At 57.3% G+C, this 20,639-nt stretch carries 16 protein-coding genes and 1 pseudogene; 8 read left to right on the plus strand and 9 right to left on the minus strand.

Going from position 1 to position 20,639, the window contains the following annotated elements; all coding sequences use genetic code 11:
• Positions 1-7: 7 nt before the first annotated feature.
• Complete coding sequence (locus tag M4951_RS15985) at positions 8-322, plus strand: Rieske (2Fe-2S) protein (protein ID WP_262022652.1); 315 nt, start codon at positions 8-10, stop codon at positions 320-322.
• Between the two features lie 359 nt (positions 323-681).
• Here M4951_RS15985 and M4951_RS15990 read toward each other — a convergent pair whose 3' ends face one another.
• From M4951_RS15990 to M4951_RS16005, 4 genes are all read right to left on the minus strand, one after another.
• Entirely contained in the window at positions 682-2,160 is a 1,479-nt protein-coding gene (locus tag M4951_RS15990) for a DUF1501 domain-containing protein (RefSeq protein ID WP_262022653.1), read from the minus strand.
• A gap of 5 nt (positions 2,161-2,165) precedes the next feature.
• Positions 2,166-5,129: a DUF1553 domain-containing protein gene (locus tag M4951_RS15995; protein ID WP_262022654.1), complete on the minus strand. Its 2,964-nt coding sequence runs from the start codon at positions 5,127-5,129 to the stop codon at positions 2,166-2,168.
• Positions 5,130-5,238: 109 nt separating this feature from the next.
• The gene (locus M4951_RS16000) at positions 5,239-5,721 is read right to left on the minus strand and encodes a hypothetical protein (protein ID WP_262022655.1); all 483 of its coding nucleotides are present in this window, start codon (positions 5,719-5,721) and stop codon (positions 5,239-5,241) included.
• A gap of 72 nt (positions 5,722-5,793) precedes the next feature.
• The gene (locus M4951_RS16005; protein WP_315985733.1) at positions 5,794-6,756 is read right to left on the minus strand and encodes a DUF1559 domain-containing protein; all 963 of its coding nucleotides are present in this window, start codon (positions 6,754-6,756) and stop codon (positions 5,794-5,796) included.
• Positions 6,757-7,086: 330 nt separating this feature from the next.
• Between M4951_RS16005 and M4951_RS16010 the strand changes: the two genes are divergently transcribed.
• The 3 genes and pseudogenes from M4951_RS16010 (at position 7,087) to M4951_RS16020 (ending at position 8,418) form a co-directional block, all read left to right on the plus strand.
• On the plus strand, positions 7,087-7,305 hold the full coding sequence (locus M4951_RS16010; protein ID WP_262022656.1) for a hypothetical protein: 219 nt from the start codon (positions 7,087-7,089) through the stop codon (positions 7,303-7,305).
• A gap of 80 nt (positions 7,306-7,385) precedes the next feature.
• Positions 7,386-7,687 (plus strand): annotated as a pseudogene (locus tag M4951_RS16015) (transposase family protein); the annotation flags it as partial.
• Between the two features lie 269 nt (positions 7,688-7,956).
• Complete coding sequence (locus M4951_RS16020; RefSeq protein WP_262022657.1) at positions 7,957-8,418, plus strand: cupin domain-containing protein; 462 nt, start codon at positions 7,957-7,959, stop codon at positions 8,416-8,418.
• A gap of 692 nt (positions 8,419-9,110) precedes the next feature.
• Here the strand turns inward: M4951_RS16020 and M4951_RS16025 are convergent.
• Positions 9,111-10,058 carry a 3'(2'),5'-bisphosphate nucleotidase gene (locus tag M4951_RS16025; protein ID WP_262022658.1) on the minus strand — a complete coding sequence of 316 codons (948 nt, stop codon included), beginning with the start codon at positions 10,056-10,058 and terminating at the stop codon, positions 9,111-9,113.
• A gap of 175 nt (positions 10,059-10,233) precedes the next feature.
• Here M4951_RS16025 and M4951_RS16030 point away from each other — a divergent pair, with 175 nt between their 5' ends.
• Entirely contained in the window at positions 10,234-11,112 is an 879-nt protein-coding gene (locus M4951_RS16030; protein WP_262022659.1) for an SMP-30/gluconolactonase/LRE family protein, read from the plus strand.
• 99 nt (positions 11,113-11,211) lie between these two features.
• Here the strand turns inward: M4951_RS16030 and M4951_RS16035 are convergent, their stop codons facing one another.
• Positions 11,212-12,084: a serine protease gene (locus tag M4951_RS16035; protein WP_262022660.1), complete on the minus strand. Its 873-nt coding sequence runs from the start codon at positions 12,082-12,084 to the stop codon at positions 11,212-11,214.
• 96 nt (positions 12,085-12,180) lie between these two features.
• On the opposite strand from M4951_RS16035, the gene M4951_RS16040 reads away from it, so the two are divergent.
• The 3 genes from M4951_RS16040 (at position 12,181) to M4951_RS16050 (ending at position 15,458) form a co-directional block, all read left to right on the plus strand.
• Positions 12,181-13,329: a PA0069 family radical SAM protein gene (locus M4951_RS16040; protein ID WP_262022661.1), complete on the plus strand. Its 1,149-nt coding sequence runs from the start codon at positions 12,181-12,183 to the stop codon at positions 13,327-13,329.
• Between the two features lie 93 nt (positions 13,330-13,422).
• Complete coding sequence (locus tag M4951_RS16045; protein ID WP_262022662.1) at positions 13,423-14,085, plus strand: DUF1080 domain-containing protein; 663 nt, start codon at positions 13,423-13,425, stop codon at positions 14,083-14,085.
• 497 nt (positions 14,086-14,582) lie between these two features.
• Positions 14,583-15,458, plus strand: a complete 876-nt coding sequence (locus tag M4951_RS16050; protein ID WP_262022663.1) for a hypothetical protein — start codon at positions 14,583-14,585, stop codon at positions 15,456-15,458.
• Here the strand turns inward: M4951_RS16050 and M4951_RS16055 are convergent.
• From M4951_RS16055 to M4951_RS16065, 3 genes are read right to left on the minus strand one after another with little or no spacing between them, the layout of a single operon-like run.
• Positions 15,442-16,995 carry an ABC transporter permease/substrate-binding protein gene (locus tag M4951_RS16055; protein WP_262022664.1) on the minus strand — a complete coding sequence of 518 codons (1,554 nt, stop codon included), beginning with the start codon at positions 16,993-16,995 and terminating at the stop codon, positions 15,442-15,444. The two genes, M4951_RS16050 and M4951_RS16055, sit on opposite strands and share 17 nt — an antisense overlap.
• 27 nt (positions 16,996-17,022) lie before the next feature.
• Positions 17,023-17,817 carry an ABC transporter ATP-binding protein gene (locus M4951_RS16060; RefSeq protein WP_262022665.1) on the minus strand — a complete coding sequence of 265 codons (795 nt, stop codon included), beginning with the start codon at positions 17,815-17,817 and terminating at the stop codon, positions 17,023-17,025.
• Between the two features lie 10 nt (positions 17,818-17,827).
• Entirely contained in the window at positions 17,828-20,491 is a 2,664-nt protein-coding gene (locus tag M4951_RS16065; RefSeq protein ID WP_262022666.1) for an AMP-binding protein, read from the minus strand.
• Positions 20,492-20,639 lie beyond the last annotated feature (148 nt).

The following is a 20,639-nucleotide window of genomic DNA, read 5'->3' on the forward strand; positions in this document are numbered from 1 at the left end:
AAATCCCATGTTCCGGCCACTCGCTCGTCTTGACGAACTCCTCGCAGAAGGAGTTCTCTTTCGAGTCGTCGGCGAACTCTGGGTCGGCCTGTTTGAAATCGACGGCCAAGTCTACGCGCTCGACGCGCGCTGCTCGCATGCCGGCGCTCTGCTGACCCGCGGCGAAGTCTGCGACGGCGCCGTCACCTGCCCGATCCACCATTGGCGCTTCCGCATTTGCGATGGCCGCTATCTCGACCAAAACATGCCGCGGCATGACCTGCGAACCTTCGTGGTAAAAATCATCGACGATCAAATCGAAGTCGACCTGCCAGAGTACTGACGACGACGTGGCGAGCCGTATTCCCCTCGCTCGCGCTGTTTGAGGTTGCGATCTTTGCCCGAACGGATTCTGGTTGGCCGCGATAGCTCCGCTATCGGGGCCGACGAAGTCGGTAAGAGGCATCGAGCCGCGGTCGGACTTACTTCGGTGGTTGCCATACCGTTGGAAATAGCGAAAAGCCCCTGAACTGCTTACGGGGAACCAATGCCTCTTACGGCTGCGCCGCCCCGATAGCGGAGCTATCGGGGCCAACCAGGGAAATAGCGCAACCTCAAAATGCGCGCTGGCGGGCTAGCGTTCACTTGGTTCGAAAGCACCCGACATGCAATCAATGCCCACCATCCTTTCGCAGCAAGGATCTAGCTGATCAGCGGCGTTAGGACGTGACCATGAACATCGGTAATACGGCGTTGGATTCCATTGTGGTAATACGTGAGTTGCTCGTGATTCAGCCCTAGCAGGTGCAGCGCCGTCGCGTGCAGGTCATAGCAGTAGGTCGGGTTCTCTTCAGCCTTGAACCCTAATTCGTCGCTTGATCCGAAGCTGACGCCGCCGCGAATTCCGCCGCCGGCCATCCATGCGGTGAACGCTCCTGGGTTATGATCGCGGCCTTTGCCGCCTTGAGCGGCGGGTTGCCTGCCGAACTCCGTCGTGCAAATGACCAGCGTCGACTCTAGCATCCCCCGCTGTTTCAGATCGGTCAAAAGGGCGCTGGCCCCGCGGTCCAAGACCTGCCCCCAATAACCGTGGTCGCGAGGCAAGTCTTCGTGGCTATCCCAGTTGGGCCGAATCTTCTCGGCTGCAGTATTCTCGGCGCCGCAGAAGATTTGCACGAATCGCACTCCTCGTTCCACCATGCGTCGAGCAAGCAAGCATTGCCTCCCGAAGGGACCAATCTCCTCGTGTTCGGTCGCGTACAGATGGTGCGTCGCTTCGCTCTCTCGGGATAGATCGGTCACTTCCGGCGCGGCCAACTGCAGTCGAGCCGCCAACTCGTACGAAGCGATTCGCGCTTCCAAAATCGAGTCACCGGGACGATCCGCCGCGTGCTTGCGGTTGAGCTGTTGCAGAAACGCTCGCCCTGCGTTTTCTGACTCCGTCGATACGGCGTGTCCGTCAGCGGGAAAAAGATCTGCGATCGGCGGTTCGCCCGCAGTTGTTTGAATGACGGTCCCTTGGTGAACCGCCGGCAAAAATCCGGCGCCCCAATTGAGCACTCCGCCAGGCGGCAAGCCGCGCGTGTCAGGCAGCACGACGAACGCCGGCATATTCTCACTTTCGCTTCCCAGGCCGTACGTCACCCAGGCCCCCATCGACGGAAAGCCAGGGCGGATGAACCCGGAGTTCATCATGAACATCGCCGGGCCATGCAATGCTGATTTACTTTGCATCGAGTGGATAAAGGCGATGTCGTCGACGCACTTGGAAAGACGCGGAAATAAATCGCTCATCCATTTGCCCGACTCTCCATGTTGTCGAAACTTCCAAAAGCTGGGCTGGCAATTGCCTGGTTTCGAAGCGAAGAATGTCAGCTCGCCGTTCGGGTCAAACGGCTGACCGGCGCGGCGCTCCAATTCGGGGCGGTAATCCCATGTATCAACGTGACTAATCCCGCCGGGGCAAAAGATCTGAATCACCCGCTTCGCTTGGGGCGGATGATGCGCTATTTTCGCCGCCAATGGCCGAGGCGCCATTTCTGCAGCCGAAGGTTCTTGCGCCGACGCCCCTTCTTCGGCTAGCATGGCGGCGAAGGCGACGCTACCGAGGCCGCCGCCAAATTCGGCGAGAAAGCGGCGGCGCGACACCGGCGAGCGGAGAGAATTCAAAAGCGATTGCATAGGGGCTAGTCCACGTAGATAAACTCATTCGTATTCAAAAGCATCCGGCAAAGTTGCGGCAATCCATAGCCTTCGATCAACTCGGCGCTTGCTTCGACCTCGGTGGGACTCGGCCTGCGGGCAAGCGTCAAGCGAAAGGCCGCGTCTGCTTGAGCAGCCGTCGAGTCGCCCGCTTCTTGCCGCACTTGCTCGGCGAGATGATCCGCCTGCTGCAGCATGAAGTCATTGTTCAGCAGCGTTAGCGATTGCAAAACCGTGGTCGTCGCGTTACGAGCCGGCGTTAGATTCGCCGGATCGGGACAGTCAAGCGTCATCAGATAAGGATGAGGAGTCGTTCGCACGACAAAGCGATAAATGCTGCGCCGCTGCAACTCGGCGCGGTCTGGCGTGATGTAGTCGTAGACAGGAGCATACGCTTCCTGATAGTCGAAGTCGCGAAAGCCGGGCCCATACATTTTGTGGTTCAACTTGCCGCTGACCGCCAACACGGCGTCGCGGACCGACTCGGCGTCAAGCTTGCGAGGATTCATGCGAGACAACAAACGGTTGTCAGCATCCTTTTCTTCGGCGTTGGGATTCCTACTCGACGCTTGGCGATAGGTTGCACTGGTGCAGATGAGCCGATGCAGCGGCTTTAGCTTCCAATCGTTGACCAACAGTTGATCGGCGAGCCAATCAAGAAGTTCGGGATGGCTCGGTTTCCCCCCCGCCAAGCCAAAGTCGCTTGGCGTGTCGACCAACCCTGTTCCAAAGTGGTGATGCCATAAGCGGTTGACCATGACGCGCCGCGTCAAAGGATTGTGGGGATCGACGATCCACTCCGCCAGCGCCATGCGGCGATTCCCTTCGGGCGTCGTCTGGTCGCCGAGAGCCGCAGGCAGCCCCAAGCAACTTAACGTGCCTGGATCTACGTGCTCTTGCGGATCTTCAGGATTGCCCCGGCGCAGCACGTGGACCGGAGTGGGCGGTTGCGAAACGATCGAATAAATCTGTTGCGGATCCGCAAGAGACTTCAGTTCGGCCTGGAAACTGTCCAATTGTTTTTTCAATTGAGCGATGGTCTCGATCGTCTCCGCCGAACTCGACTCTCGCTCTGCGTTTAATAGACGCGGATTTCCGAAACCGATTTGATCGTGGCCGATGCCGTTGCCGCCGTCCGTCGCCATCAGCGTTAAGAACCGAGCTTCCTCCGGCAACGCGACTTGGATCGGCACAAGTCCATCTTCGGCTCCAATGGCCGCGTGGCGATTCGTTTGCAGGCGACCATCGACATAAACGGCGAATTGGGCGCCCTGAGTGGGCGTTTTACCAAAGTATCCGACTTGCGACGTAAACGTCAGCGCTTTGGGCGCCCCTGCTGCGCGAATTGCGTCCAGGTCAAAGGTGATTGCAGCGTTCGCATGCAGAGAGAGCAGCGTTTGGCCTTTGTCCGCAAAGTCGATCCCTCCCAGCTTCAACGTATGCTGGTAGTTCACCGGACCATTGCGAATACCGTCCCAAACGTCTCCGGAAGTTAATGGAACTTCATTCACGCGGATCCCCGTCGACGAGACTGGAGTGCCTTCGTTGCTGGCGTTGGGGATAACCACTCCATCGATGAATGGGTGCTCCGACAGAGCAAAGTGATTCACTTGAACCCCTTCGCGAAATCCCAACTTGCCAGACAAAGGATTGCCGTTCAACGGATCGACGCCATGATCGGGCGCGCCGCCGCCATGCCCGTCGCCGCCGCCGACGATATCGGCCAAGTCGCTCCCTTTTTCCTCGAGTTGGTCCAATTTCGCCAGCGTCTCTTTGATTTTTGCGTCCAGGGCTCGCTCTTGATCTTGGCGTCGCTGAACTTCGCTGGCGCTAATAGGGCGTTCCCCTTGTTTGATTCCGGCGAAAACGGCCCAGAGCGCGTAGTATTCTCGCTGCGAAATCGGATCGATCTTATGGTCATGACATCGCGCGCAATTTATCGTCATGCCGCACGTCGCTGTGATGACCTGTGTCGACAAATCGTCGAGCCCGTCCGCTTGGGCAGCGCGGCGGAGGACCTCGCTTTGCGTTTCAACCTGACCGACGTAATCCCATGGTCCGGCAGCCAGGAAGCCCGTCGCTTGAATCGACTCGGGGTCTTCGGGATGATAAACGTCTCCGGCAATTTGTTCTTCCAGGAATTGATCGTACGGCTTATCGTCGTTGAACGCTCGAATGACGTAATCGCGATAGGGCCAGGCATTCTTGCGAATCATATCTCGCTCGAAACCATGCGTATCGGCATAGTGGGCGATATCCAACCAGTGCCGCGCCCAACGTTCGCCAAAGTGGGGCGATGCCAGGTAACGGTCAACCAGTTTTTCATAAGCGCGGGGGTCAGGATCGGCGACAAACGCCTCCACTTCCTGAAAGGTTGGCGGCAGCCCGAGCAGATCAAATTTAAGTCGGCGAATCAACGTACGGCGATCCGCTTCGGCAGCAGGCCGAAGGTCGCTCGCTGCAAGCTGTTGCAGAACAAATGCGTCGATCGGGTTTTTCGCCCATTCGGGATTTTTGGTATCCGGAGGTTCTGTCGGCGCTACCGACTGCCAGGCCCAATGGTCCAGCCGCTCGTCTTTCAGCGCTGACAGATCTTCTTCCGTTTCAGGCCAGACGGCCCCTTGTTCGATCCACGTTCGCAAAAGTGCAATCTCGCTATCGGTCAGCTTCGCCCCTTTGGGCGGCATGACTTCAAATTCATCCTCGCTGGTCACTCGGCGGATCAATTCGCTCTCGTCACTATGCCCGGGGACGATGATCGGTCCGCCATCGCCCCCATCCAAGGCGAATTTTTTGGCGTCTAAACGCAGCCCGTTATGCTGCGATTTCGCACAATGGCACTCGACGCAACGGGCCTTCAACAACGGGCGAATTTGCGATTCGAAATCTACTTTATCTTCGTTCGCCAGGATGCTGGAAGCGCTGAACAGCGACAGGCATATGGCCAATGCGAAACAGCCAAATCGAGAAGTCGCGAAGGGTCTTCGAACAAGGGACCAAATCATGGAGGATCATTTCTTGAAGGCAGGAGACAAGCCCCATCGGCAGAAGTCAGTTCTAGGATCCAGACGCCGTCAGATCAAAGTCAAGCTGGTTCTTCCCAGCAACGATCTCACGTTCCAGAGTACTTTTTGCGTTGTACTGGGACGGCACCGTTTCGCCGATCTCGTCCACCAACGCTCCCATGGGACCTTGCGATCCCGCTGACACTTTGCGTCCCGTGGGACCAGGAGAGAAGATCCGCACTTGATATTTGCCAAGCACCGGGCCTTTCGCTTCGTCTAGTTCATATTTTCCATCAACGATCCGCGCGCCGGCTGTCGGGCCTAGAGTGTCGGCGGAAGGTATGAATTCGATCGCGCCCCGAGAAATCGCTTTTCCATCCAGCGTTACGCTCCCCACAACCGAGGCCCGCTGCGGACCATCGTAGTTTGGTCCGCAGCCCAGACCGAAGGTCAGTACGGCGCCTCCTAAAAAGAGGCCAAGTCCCCAGCGACTAGAGCGGGTAAAGTCGCAGAGGGCGGTTTGGATGTGCGTCACGATGGAATTCCTCGGAAGGCAATTTCAAAAGGTGGATACTTCCCGCGTAGCGATTGACAAAGTTCGATGAGGTTACGGCCCTGACGAGACCGTGCCATCGCTAATCCAAGCGGCGCTCTGCCAGACGCTTAAAGCAGTGCTGTCCGAAGCGAAACTGACGCTACCGTCTCCACGCAGGAAGTTCACGCCGACCGGGTGACGGCTTCGTGACGAGGCATGGTTGGAATCGTTGTTGGCCACGCCCACGCAAAAGGGATCATTTGCCGGGCAAAAGCGCCCCGAGTCATAGTCGTAAAGCTCGTCCGCAATCGACGAATTTGGGGTATTGCGAGCTTGCAAAAATTGACAGCCGGCTCGAGCCGTAATGAAACAGCCGCGAACATCATTGGGAGTGCCGGAGATGTACTCGGCGACGATCATCGTGTTGCTTAGCCCATCGGTCACATCGGCCATGCGACGAGCTTTCTTTTCGGTGGTCATCCCAAACAAGCCGCGGCGCAATGCGTCAGCGTCCGCAAACGATTCGCCGTCGTTGGAGCCGGAGAAGATGCCAAGATAATTCGAGTTCGCAAGGCGCAGTCCGCCGGTGATTTCCTTCGGACCGGTTTCGGCGGCGCTAGGACATTGAAACGCTTCGAGCGGCAAGTTATGCAAAAACTGCCATTGAGCATGATCGGCGGCGATGCCCCAAGCCATTGCATTGGTGTAGTTGTTGAGCCGTTCGTGATAGGCGCCCTGCTCCAGATAGGGGAGGGTGAAATGCAAAAAATAAGGCCATTCGGGGCTTCCCCAACGCGTACCGTTGTTGGAAAGACTTCCCGGCGGGAAGCGACCATTCACGTCGTGAAAATTATGCAGGCCTAGACCGATCTGCTTGAGGTTGTTGGTGCAGTGCATCCGCCGCGCGGCCTCGCGGGCCTGTTGAACTGCCGGCAAAAGAAGGGCGATTAATACGCCTATAATTGCGATTACTACCAAAAGTTCCACCAAAGTGAACCCGCGGCGCAACATTTTCCTTGGCGAGTTAATAGACATGCGATTCCCCGTAAAACAGATAAGATAAGATAAGAAAGTTTTTTATATCTTATCGACTTCGCAGTCCGCGTCAACGCAATTAGCATCCGATTGAGCGTTTCTTCTCTAACCAGAAGGGGGCACAAAGTGCTGTCCGATGAAGAACGGAATTCGCTGCTTGCCGGCGTGCCGTGCCCCTTTTCAGCCTGTGTCTGTGCGATTGCGAGCGTGTTTGATCAGAGGGGCGGCGTCCGACAATTCCCGGTTCGCCAGGGGCATCCTGCCGCAAGCGGCGATGTTGTTTGACGGAATTCGCTTGCATCTGCCTGCGAGCCAATCGAGGAATTCGCCATGCGTACGAATCAAGGCTTTTCCCTGCGCATCAGTTCCGCCGCCGCTGGCCCAGCGATTGGAATCGGCGTCTACCGCATAGAGCACGATGTTCGCATCTGCTCAAGGCTCGCCTGTTGGGAGAAACTCCAGAACCACTGGATATGGCTTTGGCATGCCTTCTGGCATTTCCAGCTCTGCCTGGCGCCCGACGGCCAGCGCGCACTTTGGGTGATCTAGTGCAGCGCGGCGGTCTCGGTTTTGCGATGATAACGCTTTTCTGATTTCTGATTTCGCGTCACGCATCGCAGGAAGAGCGGATGGCCGGCAAGCTGAACCAAGACGACGTCGTTTCAATTCTCGACTACTTTGCGGAACTTGATGATCCGCGTTGCCATCTCAATCGCAAGCAGTTGCCAGGCGACATGCTTGTCATCTGCGTGCTGGCGGTGATCGCCGGAGCAGATGGGCCGCAGTCGATCGCCATCTGAGCCGAGCGCATGCCGATTGGCTGAAGAAGCGATTGGAACTGCCAGGCGGCGTACCTTCGCACGATACGATCGATCGTCTGCTCGCGTTGCTGAAGCCAGTTGCATTTCAAAAATGTTTTGACGAGTGGCTGAAATCCTGGGATTGGCAAGGAGTCCGCGTGCCTCAGCCGATGGTCCGTTTCCTGCTTCGTCGCACCCCGGATCGACTTCCGTTGGAATCCCGGTCGCATTGACGCGTTTCGCCGTCCTGCAAAGCTTCCATCACCCGGATCAAATTCCAACGTATTTCGCCGCGAAGAAATGCTACACTTGCCCGCAGCGCGGTAGCTCTGCTGCTACAAAGCTAGCGAAACAATTCAGCCCCCCTCCGCCAACGGCGATCTCTCTGGAAAGGTTTCCCATGATTCGGTTCTCGCGATACGTCTTGTTTTCTCTTGGGCTGGTTATCGTCGCCGGACTGGGCATTGCGTGGGCCCATGAAGATGGTGGGCCGCTGAAGGTGACGGTTCTCGCCAAGTCGACCGACGCTTGGGATGGCAAGCCGTTGCCGACTTACCCGGCCGGTCAACCAGAGATCACGATCTTGCGAATCGTCATTCCGGCCGGAGAGAAAACTCCGCTGCACTTGCACACCGTCATCAATGCAGGCGTCCTCCTACGCGGCGAGTTGGTCGTGCATACGGAGAACGGCTTGTCAAAGCGACTGAAAGCCGGCGACTCGCTGATCGAACTGGTCAACAAGCCGCACTGGGGAGCGAACGACGGGAAAGTCGACGCCGAGATCATCGTCTTCTACGCCGGCATCCAAGGCGAGAAAGTGACCAAAAAACTGGACGATCATGCCGATTCTCCAGATCCATAGTCAACATTGACAAAGTCTAAGACTTTTCATACGATTTACTTGCACTTCCAGGTCTCGTGCGGCGGCCAGCAAATTTCCCTAGTGTTCTGTCAAGCCGCTATTTTCGGCTTCCACGAAATCAGCCGCACGGCGTTAGCCGCGGTTTCTGTCACCAATTGTCTTTCGCAAATGAGTTCTCATCAGAAACCGGTGCTAACGCACTACGGCTAATAAAATCATGGCGCCTGAAAATTGTCGCGTGACAGAACACTAGATTGGGCCGCTTCTTTCTTTATTCAACTCGCACATCTACCAGGATGTGGGCGGATTTCCCTGCTGCGCGAAACTCAAAAACCGATGCCCAGACGCCTAGTAGTCGACAGAGTCCTATCGAGAAAAACAAAGCGATCCAGTCCTGTCCAACCTTTCGGACGGAAAAACAAAGCGATCCGGTCCTGTCCAACCTTTCGAGCGGAAAAACAAAGCGATCCAGTCCTGTCCAACCTTTCGAGCGGAAAAACAAAGCGATCCAGTCCTGTCCAACCTTTCGAGCGGAAAAACAAAGCGATCCAGTCCTGTCCAACCTTTCGAGCGGAAAAACAAAGCAATCCAGTCCTGTCCAACCTTTCGGATGCATTACTAAAGACCGATGCGAGATTGAATGAGGCCGGAAGTCAAAAAGGGCGCTTCGTGCGACATTCGAAATCCCCAGCTTACGCCTTCGCGATCGCCGCGATCACCGCATCGTGCAATCGCCCGTTGGTTGCGACGACGCCGCGATTGTTCTTGAGTGTCGAACCGAGCGAGAAGTCGAGCGGTTGGCCGTCGATGTCGGTGACTTTGCCGCCGGCTTCGGCGATCACCAGCGCGCCGGCGGCGTGATCCCAGATTTTTTCCTGATAGCCGGCGATGGTCGGCAATCGCAGATAGATATCGGCGTCGCCGCGAGCGACGGCGGCGTATTTGGCCTGGCTATCCATCCGGACGCTGGGCCGCGCGATCTGCAGCGCGGCGGCGATTTTGGCCGACTGATCGTGATCGCTGTGGCCCGACTCCACCGACTCGCACAAGGCCGCTTTGGCCGAATTGGAAGTGGGCGTCACTTCGATCGCTTTGTCGCCTGCGGCGGTGCGCTGGAAAGCGCCCACGCCGCGAACCGCCCAAAAGACGCTTCCCTCGTCGTCCAGCGCCGGGCATGCCAGCGCGGCGACTTCGACCTGACCTTCAATAATCAGCGCCAGCGCCACAGCGTATTGCCCGCCGCGCAAAAAACCTTTCGTGCCGTCGATCGGATCAAGCGTCCACACGCGCGGCGCGGCGTCACGCGATACGCCGGCGTCAATCCAAGCCAACGCTTGCGCTTCGTCAGTCGTCGGCACGATCTTTTTAAGTTCGGCCACGACGCGTGCAAGCAGCGGCGCCTGATCTGTTGTTCGGAGCGCATCGGCGTTTTCTTCGGCAATAATCAGATCATGCGAAAACGCCGCGCGAATCGCTCGACAGACGATTGCCTGACTGCCGAAATCGGCGACCGTCACCGGGCTACGATCCGATTTGGCCAGCGCGACAAAATCGTCCCCCTGGCGCACGTTCTGACAAAGAACCGCTGCCGACGTCACCGCCTCGAGAGCGATCTGAACTTCACGCTGATAAGCAGACATGCGTTTTGCTTTGATTATCGAGAGAAGGAAACAGTGAACCTGGTCGCCAGCAGCAACGTCTAGCACGCGCGACTATTCACACCTAGAATTTCGTGTGCGACCCGGGAAGAAACTGCCAGAATAAGCGAATATCGACGACTCCCCAAGGGGCGAGCCGCCGGAAGGAGAAGACCCAATGCAAACGATAAAGGCGAATTGTGCGTTTGACGGCAAGGCGATTTTAGCCGAAGGCCCCGTCTGGGACGCCGATCTGGGCAAATTGTGGTGGGTCGATATCGAGCGATATCTGGTCAACCGTTGGGATCCGGTTACCGGAAAAAATGAATCGTGGTCTCTGGGGCGCCAAGTTGGCTTCGCGATTCCCACCACCTCTGGCGACGTGATCGCAGGTACGCGAAACGGCATCGTCCGGTTGAATGTGGAAAGCGGCGCGATCATTCCGCTGGTCGATCCCGAAAGCGATATTTCGACCACGCGCTTTAATGACGGCAAATGCGATCCGCGGGGACGCTTGTTTGGCGGGACAATCTCGGACCAGCGAATCGAAGAGGCGAGTCTCTACCTGCTGGACGAAACGCTGCAGATTCGTCGCGTTGTCGAAAAAGTGACCAACTCCAACGGGCTCGCCTGGTCGTCGGATGAAAAGACGTTTTACTACATCGATACGGCGACGCGCAAGATCGACGCCTTCGACTACGACGTCACGTCGGGCGCGATCAGCAATCGCCGGAAAGCGTTCGACATTCCACATGATCTGGGCAAGCCGGACGGGATGACGATCGACAGCGAAGGGATGCTGTGGGTGGCGCTCTGGAGCGGCTGGGGCGTCAGCCGTTGGAACCCCAACACCGGTCAGATGTTGGCCAAAGTTGACCTGCCGTGTCAGAACGTCACGTCCTGCTGCTTTGGCGGTCCGAACCTGGATCGGCTTTACATCACCTGCGCAAGACAAGGACTATCGTCCGAGCAACTTGCTGGCCAGTCGCTTGCCGGCGGCATCTTTGTCGCCGATGTCGGCGTCAGCGGAATGGCCGGCGTCAAGTTCGCCTATTAGACGTTACGTTGGCGCGCCTTTGGATGCGGCGCCATAGAACAGGGTTGGCCCCGATAGCGGAGCTATCGCGGCCAACCAAGGAACAACGAACAACGCGACTCACTTTTTAAGAGCAGCGGCTTTGGTCGTCTCTTCGACTTGGGCTTCTTGCTGGGTCGGCGCCTCTTTGGCCGCAGGCGTTTCGATCAGCTTGCGGATATCCTCGGCAGGAACGACGATCGATAGCCCCAGTCGCTGTCGCACCATTCCTTCGCCGTAGACCAACTTGTAACGTTCATCCAAAAAGTGTTGGGCTCGCGTGAGCCCGATCACTTTGATTGCGCCGTCGGCGGTTTCCAAATAGACGAGGCCGCCGCTGTCTCCTTCAAACGTATTGAAGTCGACCAAAAACATCGGCTCCTTCTCGCGCGTCACCGATGCAATGCAGCCAAGCCGCACCATCGGATAACCTGCTTTGCTCGGGTTGAACTGCGATGCATGTGGAAAGCCAACGCAACGAACCAACTGGCCAGCTTCGATCGGCAGTTTCTCCCAATCACTTGCAGGCGATAACCAATCGAACGGAATCGCGTCGACGGCCGGATCGATATCGCTGGGCAATCGCATCACCGCGACATCGAGATCATCCGCTTCAGACCAGAGCTTCTTCTCGCCGTCGCGGATTTTCAGTTCCAACGGGGCTCGCTCCCAGAGATCTTTTTCCTTGTCAAACTTTCGCAGCGTCAACGTCGCTTTCTCGCCATGCATCGCCGTCAAAACATGCGTCGCCGTGACGAGCCAATATTCGGATTTCGTCGCCTCCTGCGGATCGGCTCGTTTCACCACCCAGCCGGTGGCATTCGAACCTTTGCCGCCGAAGCGATAAACCGAGGAGGCGACCAACGTCTTGTCTCCCGGCTTGGCAAGCAGATTCGATCCGAACAAAGCGGAGCAAAAACAGGTCGTTAACAACAACAGCGGCAAACGATACACGGGAAAAACCTCGATATTTTGGCGACGGAAGACGCTCCTTCAACTTAGTTCAAAACTACCGCAAGCGAAGCTGCTAGGAAAAGATGACGCCAGACGTTGCGAATTCTTCCTGAAAACCGGCTTGAAGAATGTACGCATGTTCAGTATCATGGCGAATATTCCGCCAACGAGAAAGCCGCGATGGATGTGATCGGACGAGGCACGGACTTTAATCCTACCAACCGTTTTGAGCGGCTGGCGGTCGTCGACGACTGGGAACATCTAGAAACGACCGAGAACGACGACGCGCCGCGCAAGTTGGCGACCGAGTTGTTTGACGATCAATCGCAGTCGGTCGTCAGCGAAAACAAAAGCCCTGATCTTTCGTTCCGCTACAGCTTGAATCCGTATCGCGGCTGCGTGCATGGCTGTTCGTATTGTTACGCGCGTCCCTATCACGAGTTTCTGGGCTTTAGCGCTGGCCTCGATTTTGAGACCAAGATCATGGTCAAGCGCGACGCGGCGCCGTTGTTTCGCAAGTTTCTTGCGCGACCCAGCTATCGCTGCGAGTTGATCGTCATGTCAGGCGTCACCGATTGTTACCAGCCAATCGAACGGCAGTTTGCCGTGACCCGGGCTTGTCTGGAAGTTGCGAGCGCAGCGAACCAGCCAATCGGCGTGATCACCAAAAATGCGCTCGTCACGCGCGACCTCGATCTCCTGGCCGACATGGCGACGCGCAACCTGGTGCAGGTGAACGTCAGCGTCACTTCGCTCGATCAAACGCTCACCCGCAAGATGGAGCCGCGGACCAGCAGTCCCACAGCACGGCTGCGAGCGATTCGCGAGTTGTCGGCCGCCGGCGTTCCGGTGCACGTGATGACGGCGCCGATCATCCCCGGACTAAACGACAGCGAAATCCCCAAGATATTGGAAGCGGTCGCCGCAGCCGGCGCGGTTGGCGCTGGTTATACGATCTTGCGTTTGCCGCACGCCGTGAAGGAAATTTTTCTGCATTGGCTCGCGCAACATCTTCCCGAAGCGAAAGAGCGGGTTGAGTCTCGACTGCGAGCGGTTCGCAGCGGAGAACTGACCAACAGCCAGTTCGGCGCCCGAATGCGGGGCGAAGGCCCGATCGCGCAGCAGATTGATCAAACGTTTCGCGTTTTCAAAAAACGTTACGGGCTCGATAGCCCTAGTTTGCAGCTCGACACGACCCAGTTTCGGCGTCCAGACAAGAGCGGACGCCAGAAGAGCTTGTTCTAGCGGCAAGTTGCGAGGAGGTTCGCTTCGGGTCATAATGCGACCTTCCGCCCTCCCCCATCCATGACCCCGCCCCGTGAATCAGGAGAATACTGAATGCGTAAAATCATCTTCCCGGCGCTGCTGACCGCGCTGCTGCTAAGTGTTACCGGCGTTGCCTCGGCCGCAGATGGCTGGATCAAGCCGTTTAACGGCAAGGACCTTACCGGCTGGACGCAAAAGAACGGTACGGCGACTTACGTGGTCGAAGATGGCGGCGTGATCCGCGGCAAGACCGAAGTCGGCAGCCCGAACTCGTTTCTGTGCACCGACAAAGATTACGGCGACTTTGAGCTGGAATTTGAAGTGAAGTGCGACGACGGTTTGAACAGCGGCGTGCAGATCCGCTCGCAAACCGCCGAGGCCAAAGGGGACCAAAAATTTGGTCGCGTGAACGGCCCGCAGGTCGAGATTGAAAAGAGCACCGGCGAAGCTGGCTATGTCTACGGCGAAGCGACCGGTCGCGGTTGGTTGACGCCCGAAGATCGCCTGAAGCCGCATGACCATTTCAAGAATGGCGAGTGGAACACCTATCGCGTGGTCGCCAAAGGCCCACGGATTCAGACCTTCATCAACGGCGAGCCGATTGAAGATCTGACCGACGAAGAAATCTACAAGACGCACCCGACCGGCTTTATCGGTCTGCAAGTGCACGGCATCGGCAAAGACCAAGGCCCGTACGAAGTTCGCTGGAAGAACATTCGCATCAAGCCGCTGTAGTCGGCCGATTTTTTAAACCAGGAAAGAGGGACGCCTATCGCGTCCCTCTTTTATTTCTTCGTAGCCCGAAGCGCAAGCGAGGGAAATGCGGTCTCTATTCAATGACGATCGAACACGAATGAAGGACGTTAATACGGCCAGAATCAACCGAAAATCGTCACACTAGTGTTGCGTCACGCGACAATTTTCGGGCGCCATGTTCTTATTAGCCGTAGTGCGTTAGCACCGGTTTCTGATGAGAACTCATTTGCGAAAGACACTTGGTGACAGAAACCGCGACTAACGCCGTGCGGCTGATTTCGTGGAAGCCGAAAATAGCGGTTTGACACAACACTAGCCCGCTGCGCCAGCGAGGGAATAGAGTTGGCGATCCTAACACGGATTGAAGTGGCGAGCCGCTTTCCCTCGCTTACGCTTCGGGCTAGTATTTCGTCACACGACAATTTTCGGTTTCGGGCTACGAAGAGATATGCCGTGCCTAATCATTTAATAACGCAATGCGACTTCGCGACAAAGACTACCTTCGCACGCACGACGGACTCATCTTTAATGTCCTCGGATATGATCACGAACCAAACGCAGCAACCAGCGGGCTGAAGTATGTTGACGGCGTCAAGTGGCTCGACAGCTATGATCAGGCGCTCCGGTTTCTTCGCGAGCAGTATCCGCACTATGTGGACCAGCTGATACGCGTTCCCGACGATCGAGTCGCCCAGGTCTATCGCAGTGAAGAACGTCTGCCGCAACTCCAGCAAATAGAAACCAGCGGACTTCTTCCAAAGTCGCTCGATTTTGTGAACCTGTTGCAGTCGATCTTGCGCTGGCCGTCCGAAGCCTTTGGGCTGACCGACTCGCTGCTGTGGGGCAGCGGCGGCGCCGATTCCGATATTGATCTGGTGATCTACGGCGAAGCTCGCTGCCGCACTTGGCTGGACCAAGCCGAGCGAGTGTTCGCGGCGCCTGAGATCGAGCCGATTGCGCCGCAGTTCATACAGCGTCCGCCGCATCTGGACGATGAGCAGTTCGCAATCTACTGTCGTCGCAAACGAAACCAAGGCGCCTTTCGCGGGACGCGATTCAGTGTGCGCGGCGTGCGTGATTGGCATGAGTTTCCCAAGCCTTCGCCATTGGTTGCCGGAACGGCGACCGAGCATGAACTGACAATCGCCGACAACCGGCAGTCGATGTTCGCTCCGGTGATTTATGAAACGGTGGAGAAGATAGACATCGTCTCGTTTCTGATTGGGTACGAAGCGACCTTCGCGCCGGGCGATCGAGTGCGTGTCCAAGGCGCGCAGGTTAATGCGGAGACCATTTTGGTTGGCTCTCGCTATGGCTCGGCCGAAGTGATCCGTCTTATTTCTTCGGCATGATCCGCTTGGCGGCGGCCGAGACCGGCGAACCGTCGGTATCGACCGCTCGGTTGGCGTCACGCATTTCGTCGGTCGAAATCGAGTTGATCATTTTAAGGAGCTGATCGACGGCGACCGGATCTTCGACCAGCCGTTTCGACGCCAATAAAATCGCATCGTACGGCGGCAACGCGCGCGCCGGATCGGCGATTTCGACCAAGCCGCCAGCCGCGATTCGCCCGTCGGTACGAAACGCGACCACCACATCCGCTTTGTCATTGGCGATCGCGCCATACATCAACGTAGCGTCCATCGATTGCTTCTTTTTGAAGTCAAACTGGTAAATATCGCGAACGCGGGCCCACTCGGGACGTTCCCAAAATTCGATGTCAGTCACGGCGTTCAGCTTGTCGGCATGCTTGGCGAGATCGTCCAGCGTTTTGATTCCCAGTTCAGCCGCTTTTTCCTGTTTCATTACAAAGACATAGTCGTTGCGAAAACCGAGCGTCCCTAGCGAGTAAACCTGATGATCCGCTTTGAGTTCGGTCGCCAGATCGATCAGCATCTCTGGCGACGAAACGAACTCTTCGCGGCCTAGCACGTTCGCCCACAGCGTGCCGCTATAGTCGACGTAGCAGTCGATCTGGCCCGTCTCGAGCGCGCGAAAGATCACGGCCGAGCCGATCCCTTCCTTCAGTTCCACTTTGCGCCCAACTTGCTGCAACTCCTCCTGGATCACCAGAGCCAAGATGCGCTGCTCGGTAAAGCCCTTCCCGCCGATGATGTAGGTGCGATCGTCAAACTGAGAAGCCGTCGCCAGATCTCGGTCGCCGTGCGACGTATAGTTCGTTTGCCCCAGCGGCAACAGCGAGATCAGAAACGGACTGAGAATGATCGCGACGATCCCCAGCGCCGCTCCCAACCCCATTTTGCGGCTACGCGTTTGCACGGCGATTTCGAGCATCCCCAACAAAGCGTCGATCGAGAGCGCCAATGCGGCGGAGAAGAAACAACCGACGCCGAGCGCCACCGGATTGAGCGTTTGCAAGCCGGCGAAGATGTAGTTGCCCAAGCTGGTCGCACCGACCGGCTGCGCGATCGTCGCGGCGCCGACGACCCAAACCGCGGCGGTTCGAACTCCGGCGACAATCGTCGGCGCCGCCAGCGGCAGTTCGACCAGACGCAGACGTTGGCGATCGTTCATCCCCAAGCCTTGCGCCGCTTCCAAGCAAGCCGCGTCGACCGATTGAATGCCGGTGATCGTATTTCGCAACATCGGCAGCAGACTGTACAGGACGAGCGCCACGAGGGCCGGAAACCAGCCGATCTTTCCCCACGCGAATACCATCGCGGCGAGCAACGCCAAGCTGGGAATCGTTTGAATGATGCTGGCCACCGTCAGCGCGATCCGTTCGGCCTGCTTGCGACGCGAACACCAGACGCCGAGCGGCAAGCTGATGGCGCCGCCGATCAGCAGCGCCATGAAGGAGAGAAAGATGTGCCCCGCCAAGCGTTGCGGCAGGAAATGCAACTGTTCCAGGATCTCAGAAATAGGCATGACGATCTGGCTTTGTGAGGAGTGAGTCTAGTTGGTTTCCAAATCGTGGATCAATCGTCCATGCCGACGAGGCGTTTCCAACAGCTGAGCGACATAGTCGTCGCCGGCGTCCAGCAGCAAATCACGCGGAGTCCCCAATCGCAACAACTTGCCGTCGCGCATCACGGCGATCTTGTCGGCCAGCAGTAATGCTTCGGCCATGTCATGCGTCACAATCACCGCGGTAAACCCAAGCTCTTTCTGCAATCGCGTAAATTCTGACTGCAAACTATCGCGCGTCACCGGATCAAGAGCGCCAAACGGTTCGTCCAGCAACATCACTTTCGGGTCGACCGCCAAGGCGCGCGCGAAGCCGACGCGTTGGCGTTGACCGCCAGAGAGTTGATGCGGATAGCGATGGGCGAACTGAGAGGCAGGCAAGTCGACCATCTCGAGCAGACGCGAACCTTTCTCGCGATACTCAAGCGAATCGTGCCCCAGCATCTTGGGCAAGATGCAGACATTCTCCAGAATCGTCATGTGCGGAAAGAGGCCGATGCTTTGAAAGACGTAGCCGATTCGCCGGCGCAGCTGCACCGGATCTTGCTCGACGACGTTTTCTCCGTCGATCTCAATGACGCCGGAAGTTGGTTCGATCAGGCGATTGATCATTTTAACGGTCGTGCTTTTGCCGGAGCCGGAACCGCCCAGCAACGCGAGAACCTCGCCGGGTTCGATGCGTAGCGAAAGGTCGCTCACCGCGAACGACTTTCCCCCATCCCACGTTTTGCAGACCCCTTCTAACGCGATCATGACGCAGTATCCCCCAATCTTCGTGTCCATTCGCCAAGTACTACGCCGATTTTTGCTCGGCGGAAGTCGGCATCTCGCTGACCCAACTCCGCAGAGTGCGATAATCGGTTTTGCCGGTTCCCAGGACCGGTATCTGCTCAACCAAGCGAACTTCGTCAAGTCGCATGATTCCTTGCATGCCGGCTTCGCGAATCAAAGCGTTCGCGTCACGCAGCGAAATCTCGGCGCAAGTAAACAGGACGATCTTTCGCCCCCCATCCAGTTCGACTCCTTCGACGGCGATTTGCGGCCCCTCGTCACCGCTGGGAAACGCTTTGGCGAGCGGTTCTTCGAGCGCCGGCAACGAGACCATCTCGCCGCCGATCTTCAAAAACCGCTTCATCCGCCCGCGGAAGTGGAAAAAGCCGTCGGGGTCTTTCATCACCAGATCGCCGGTGTTGTACCAAGCGGCGCCGTTGATTTCGACAAACGGCTGCGGGCCGTCATGTTTCAGATAGCCGCTGAAAATGCTTTCGCCGCGCACCAGCAACAGCCCGGTCTCGCCGTCGACGATCGGCTGATGCGTTTCGGCGTGCACGATCAACATCTCGACGCAATCGAGCGGTTTGCCAATCGTACCGCGGCGACTGTCGGTCGGACGACTGCCGGAGACGACCGGCGAGCACTCGGTGATACCGTACCCTTCCAAGAGGACCGCGCTGGGCAACGCCGCTTCAAAACGATCATGCAATGCGTCCGGGCATTTCTCGGCGCCGACCATCACTGTTCGCAACGTTTGCAAATCCTCCGGCGTACTGACGCCAAAGATGTACTGCAAAAACGTGGGGGTCGCAAACATCAGCGTCGCGCTATAGCTGCGAATGATGCGGGCCAATCCGCGGGCATCGGTCGGATCGGGATAGTGCACCACGCGGATCCCGGTCAGGACCGGCATCAGGAACGCGGCGGTCAACCCAAAGCTGTGGAACGGAGGTAAGAAGCCGAACAGGACATCGCTTTGGCCAAATTGAATCAGATTGACGCCGGCGTTGATGTCGGCAATCAAGTTGCGATGCGACAACGGAACCGCTTTCGGCAGCGTTTCGGATCCTGAGGTAAACAACACGGCCGCTGGAGCGTCGCGGTCGGGCTTTGGCAGATTCCGTAAGAACGATTGCGGAGCGAGATAAGTCGCCGCGTAAGTCGACAACTGCTCCCACTTGCCGATTCCGCCGCGCATCGCTTCCAGACTAACCACTTCGGCGGCGGGTATTTCGATGCCGAGTCGATCCAGGAATCGCTGGGATGTCAGCACATTTTTCACTTCCAGCTTTTTGATTGCATGCTGCAGGCCTGCGTCGCCGGTCGTCCAGTTCAACATGACCGGCAATTTGCCGGCCAACTGAATCGCCAAAAACACCGTATCGGCGGCGACCGAGGCCGGTAGCAAAATACCAACCGCGTCTCCTTCGAGCTTGGCGATCCGTTTGGAGAGGAGCGTCGCACCGGTCAGCAACTTGCGATAGGTCAGAACGCCGGAGAGTTGATCAGCGACGGCGGCCGAGTCGGGGCGTTCGATCGCGCGCAGCACGAATGATTCGGCCAACGTTTCTCCGAGCGCCTTGGGAATTGTTCCATCATCTTTTGGCGGCTTGCTCCAGATTTCGGGAATCTTGGCTTCGTCATTTTCGTCCGAGGCCAGTTGCCCTTCGGCCAACAACCACATTTCGCCCACGGTGGTCGGCACGTGATTGCTGCGAAAACCGAACTCTCGCTCCATTTCGAGCGCCATGTCCATACGCTCGAGACTGTCGAGCCCCAACGCGTCGAGGGTCGTCGTCGGGCTGGTTTCGGCCGGCTCCAAAGGACGCCCCAGATGTTCGGTCAGCATCTCGGCGATCGCCTGTTTTGTGGCCGGTTGGACCGCATCGGCGTCGACGGCGCCTTCGCGTTGGACGGCGTCGAAGTCAAATTCACGCGGGCCGAACCAGGGATTGTAAGGAACGAACTTTGGCTCTTCGCCGCCGTGGGCGTTGTACCACGCTTCCAGAAAGCGATTCAGCGATTCTTTGCTTTCGAGCGGCAGTTGGTTGCGATCGATCGCTTGGGCGGTGAGCGAAACCTTGCGTTTGGGCACGAAGAATAGAAAGCTCGAAATCAAGCTCCAGAGCGCCATACGAGCGGCGCCGGCCAGATCAGGAACTCCGCCGGTCTGCGCGCAGCCGAAGCGGCTTCCCCACATGCCTTCGGTGCGGACCAGGATGACTTGCAGATCAGGAGAGCGCTTTAGCAACTCGTACGCCATCCGAGCGCCGCCGATCACTTCGGTTCCTTGACGTTTTAACCGCCCCGAGGGATAGATCAAAAAGTCATTTCCAGCTTCGACGCCTGCGACCACCTGATCAATCATCTCGGTCGTCTGGCGATGCGCGTCACGGCTATGACTTTTCAGATTCGGAACTTCAAACGCGTGGCTCGCTTTGCAGAAGGGATAGAAAATCCAACTCCGAAAGGTGTCGGCAAAGACCAACGGTCGCAGCGATCGCCCAAACCGCAGATGGCTCAAGACCAGGGGAGGATCGACGTAAGCCGGATGATTAGGCAATACCAAAACCGGGCCCTGAACGCTCCGTAACTGATCCAAGCCGTGCAATTCGACCCGATAGCGAAAGCGAAGCAAAAACCGCAGCGTCGCCCACATGATTTTTTGTAGTAGACCGTTCATCGGTCGGGATTCCTCGCAAGTAGCTTCGTGACCACCGTCTACTTAGGCGTAAACGACGAGGGCTAGGGATAAGCAAAGTGGGAAAATTTGCGCAAATCCAAAGCTGCACAAACGTTTATAACCCGATCCAGCCACGACAATCCAGGCG

Origin of the sequence: Blastopirellula sp. J2-11 (assembly GCF_024584705.1) — a bacterium.
In the GTDB taxonomy this organism is placed as follows: domain Bacteria; phylum Planctomycetota; class Planctomycetia; order Pirellulales; family Pirellulaceae; genus Blastopirellula.

What these genes read in the sequence shown, in the direction of transcription:
- M4951_RS16055 (WP_262022664.1), bottom strand. Translation starts at nt 16,995, where the DNA reads ATGCCTATTTCTGAGATCCTGGAACAGTTGCATTTCCTGCCGCAACGC.
- M4951_RS16050 (WP_262022663.1), top strand. Translation starts at nt 14,583, where the DNA reads ATGCGACTTCGCGACAAAGACTACCTTCGCACGCACGACGGACTCATC.
- M4951_RS16020 (WP_262022657.1), top strand. Translation starts at nt 7,957, where the DNA reads ATGATTCGGTTCTCGCGATACGTCTTGTTTTCTCTTGGGCTGGTTATC.
- M4951_RS15990 (WP_262022653.1), bottom strand. Translation starts at nt 2,160, where the DNA reads ATGCAATCGCTTTTGAATTCTCTCCGCTCGCCGGTGTCGCGCCGCCGC.
- M4951_RS16005 (WP_315985733.1), bottom strand. Translation starts at nt 6,756, where the DNA reads ATGTCTATTAACTCGCCAAGGAAAATGTTGCGCCGCGGGTTCACTTTG.
- M4951_RS16060 (WP_262022665.1), bottom strand. Translation starts at nt 17,817, where the DNA reads ATGGACACGAAGATTGGGGGATACTGCGTCATGATCGCGTTAGAAGGG.
- M4951_RS16065 (WP_262022666.1), bottom strand. Translation starts at nt 20,491, where the DNA reads ATGAACGGTCTACTACAAAAAATCATGTGGGCGACGCTGCGGTTTTTG.
- M4951_RS15985 (WP_262022652.1), top strand. Translation starts at nt 8, where the DNA reads ATGTTCCGGCCACTCGCTCGTCTTGACGAACTCCTCGCAGAAGGAGTT.
- M4951_RS16045 (WP_262022662.1), top strand. Translation starts at nt 13,423, where the DNA reads ATGCGTAAAATCATCTTCCCGGCGCTGCTGACCGCGCTGCTGCTAAGT.
- M4951_RS16030 (WP_262022659.1), top strand. Translation starts at nt 10,234, where the DNA reads ATGCAAACGATAAAGGCGAATTGTGCGTTTGACGGCAAGGCGATTTTA.
- M4951_RS16010 (WP_262022656.1), top strand. Translation starts at nt 7,087, where the DNA reads ATGCGTACGAATCAAGGCTTTTCCCTGCGCATCAGTTCCGCCGCCGCT.
- M4951_RS16025 (WP_262022658.1), bottom strand. Translation starts at nt 10,058, where the DNA reads ATGTCTGCTTATCAGCGTGAAGTTCAGATCGCTCTCGAGGCGGTGACG.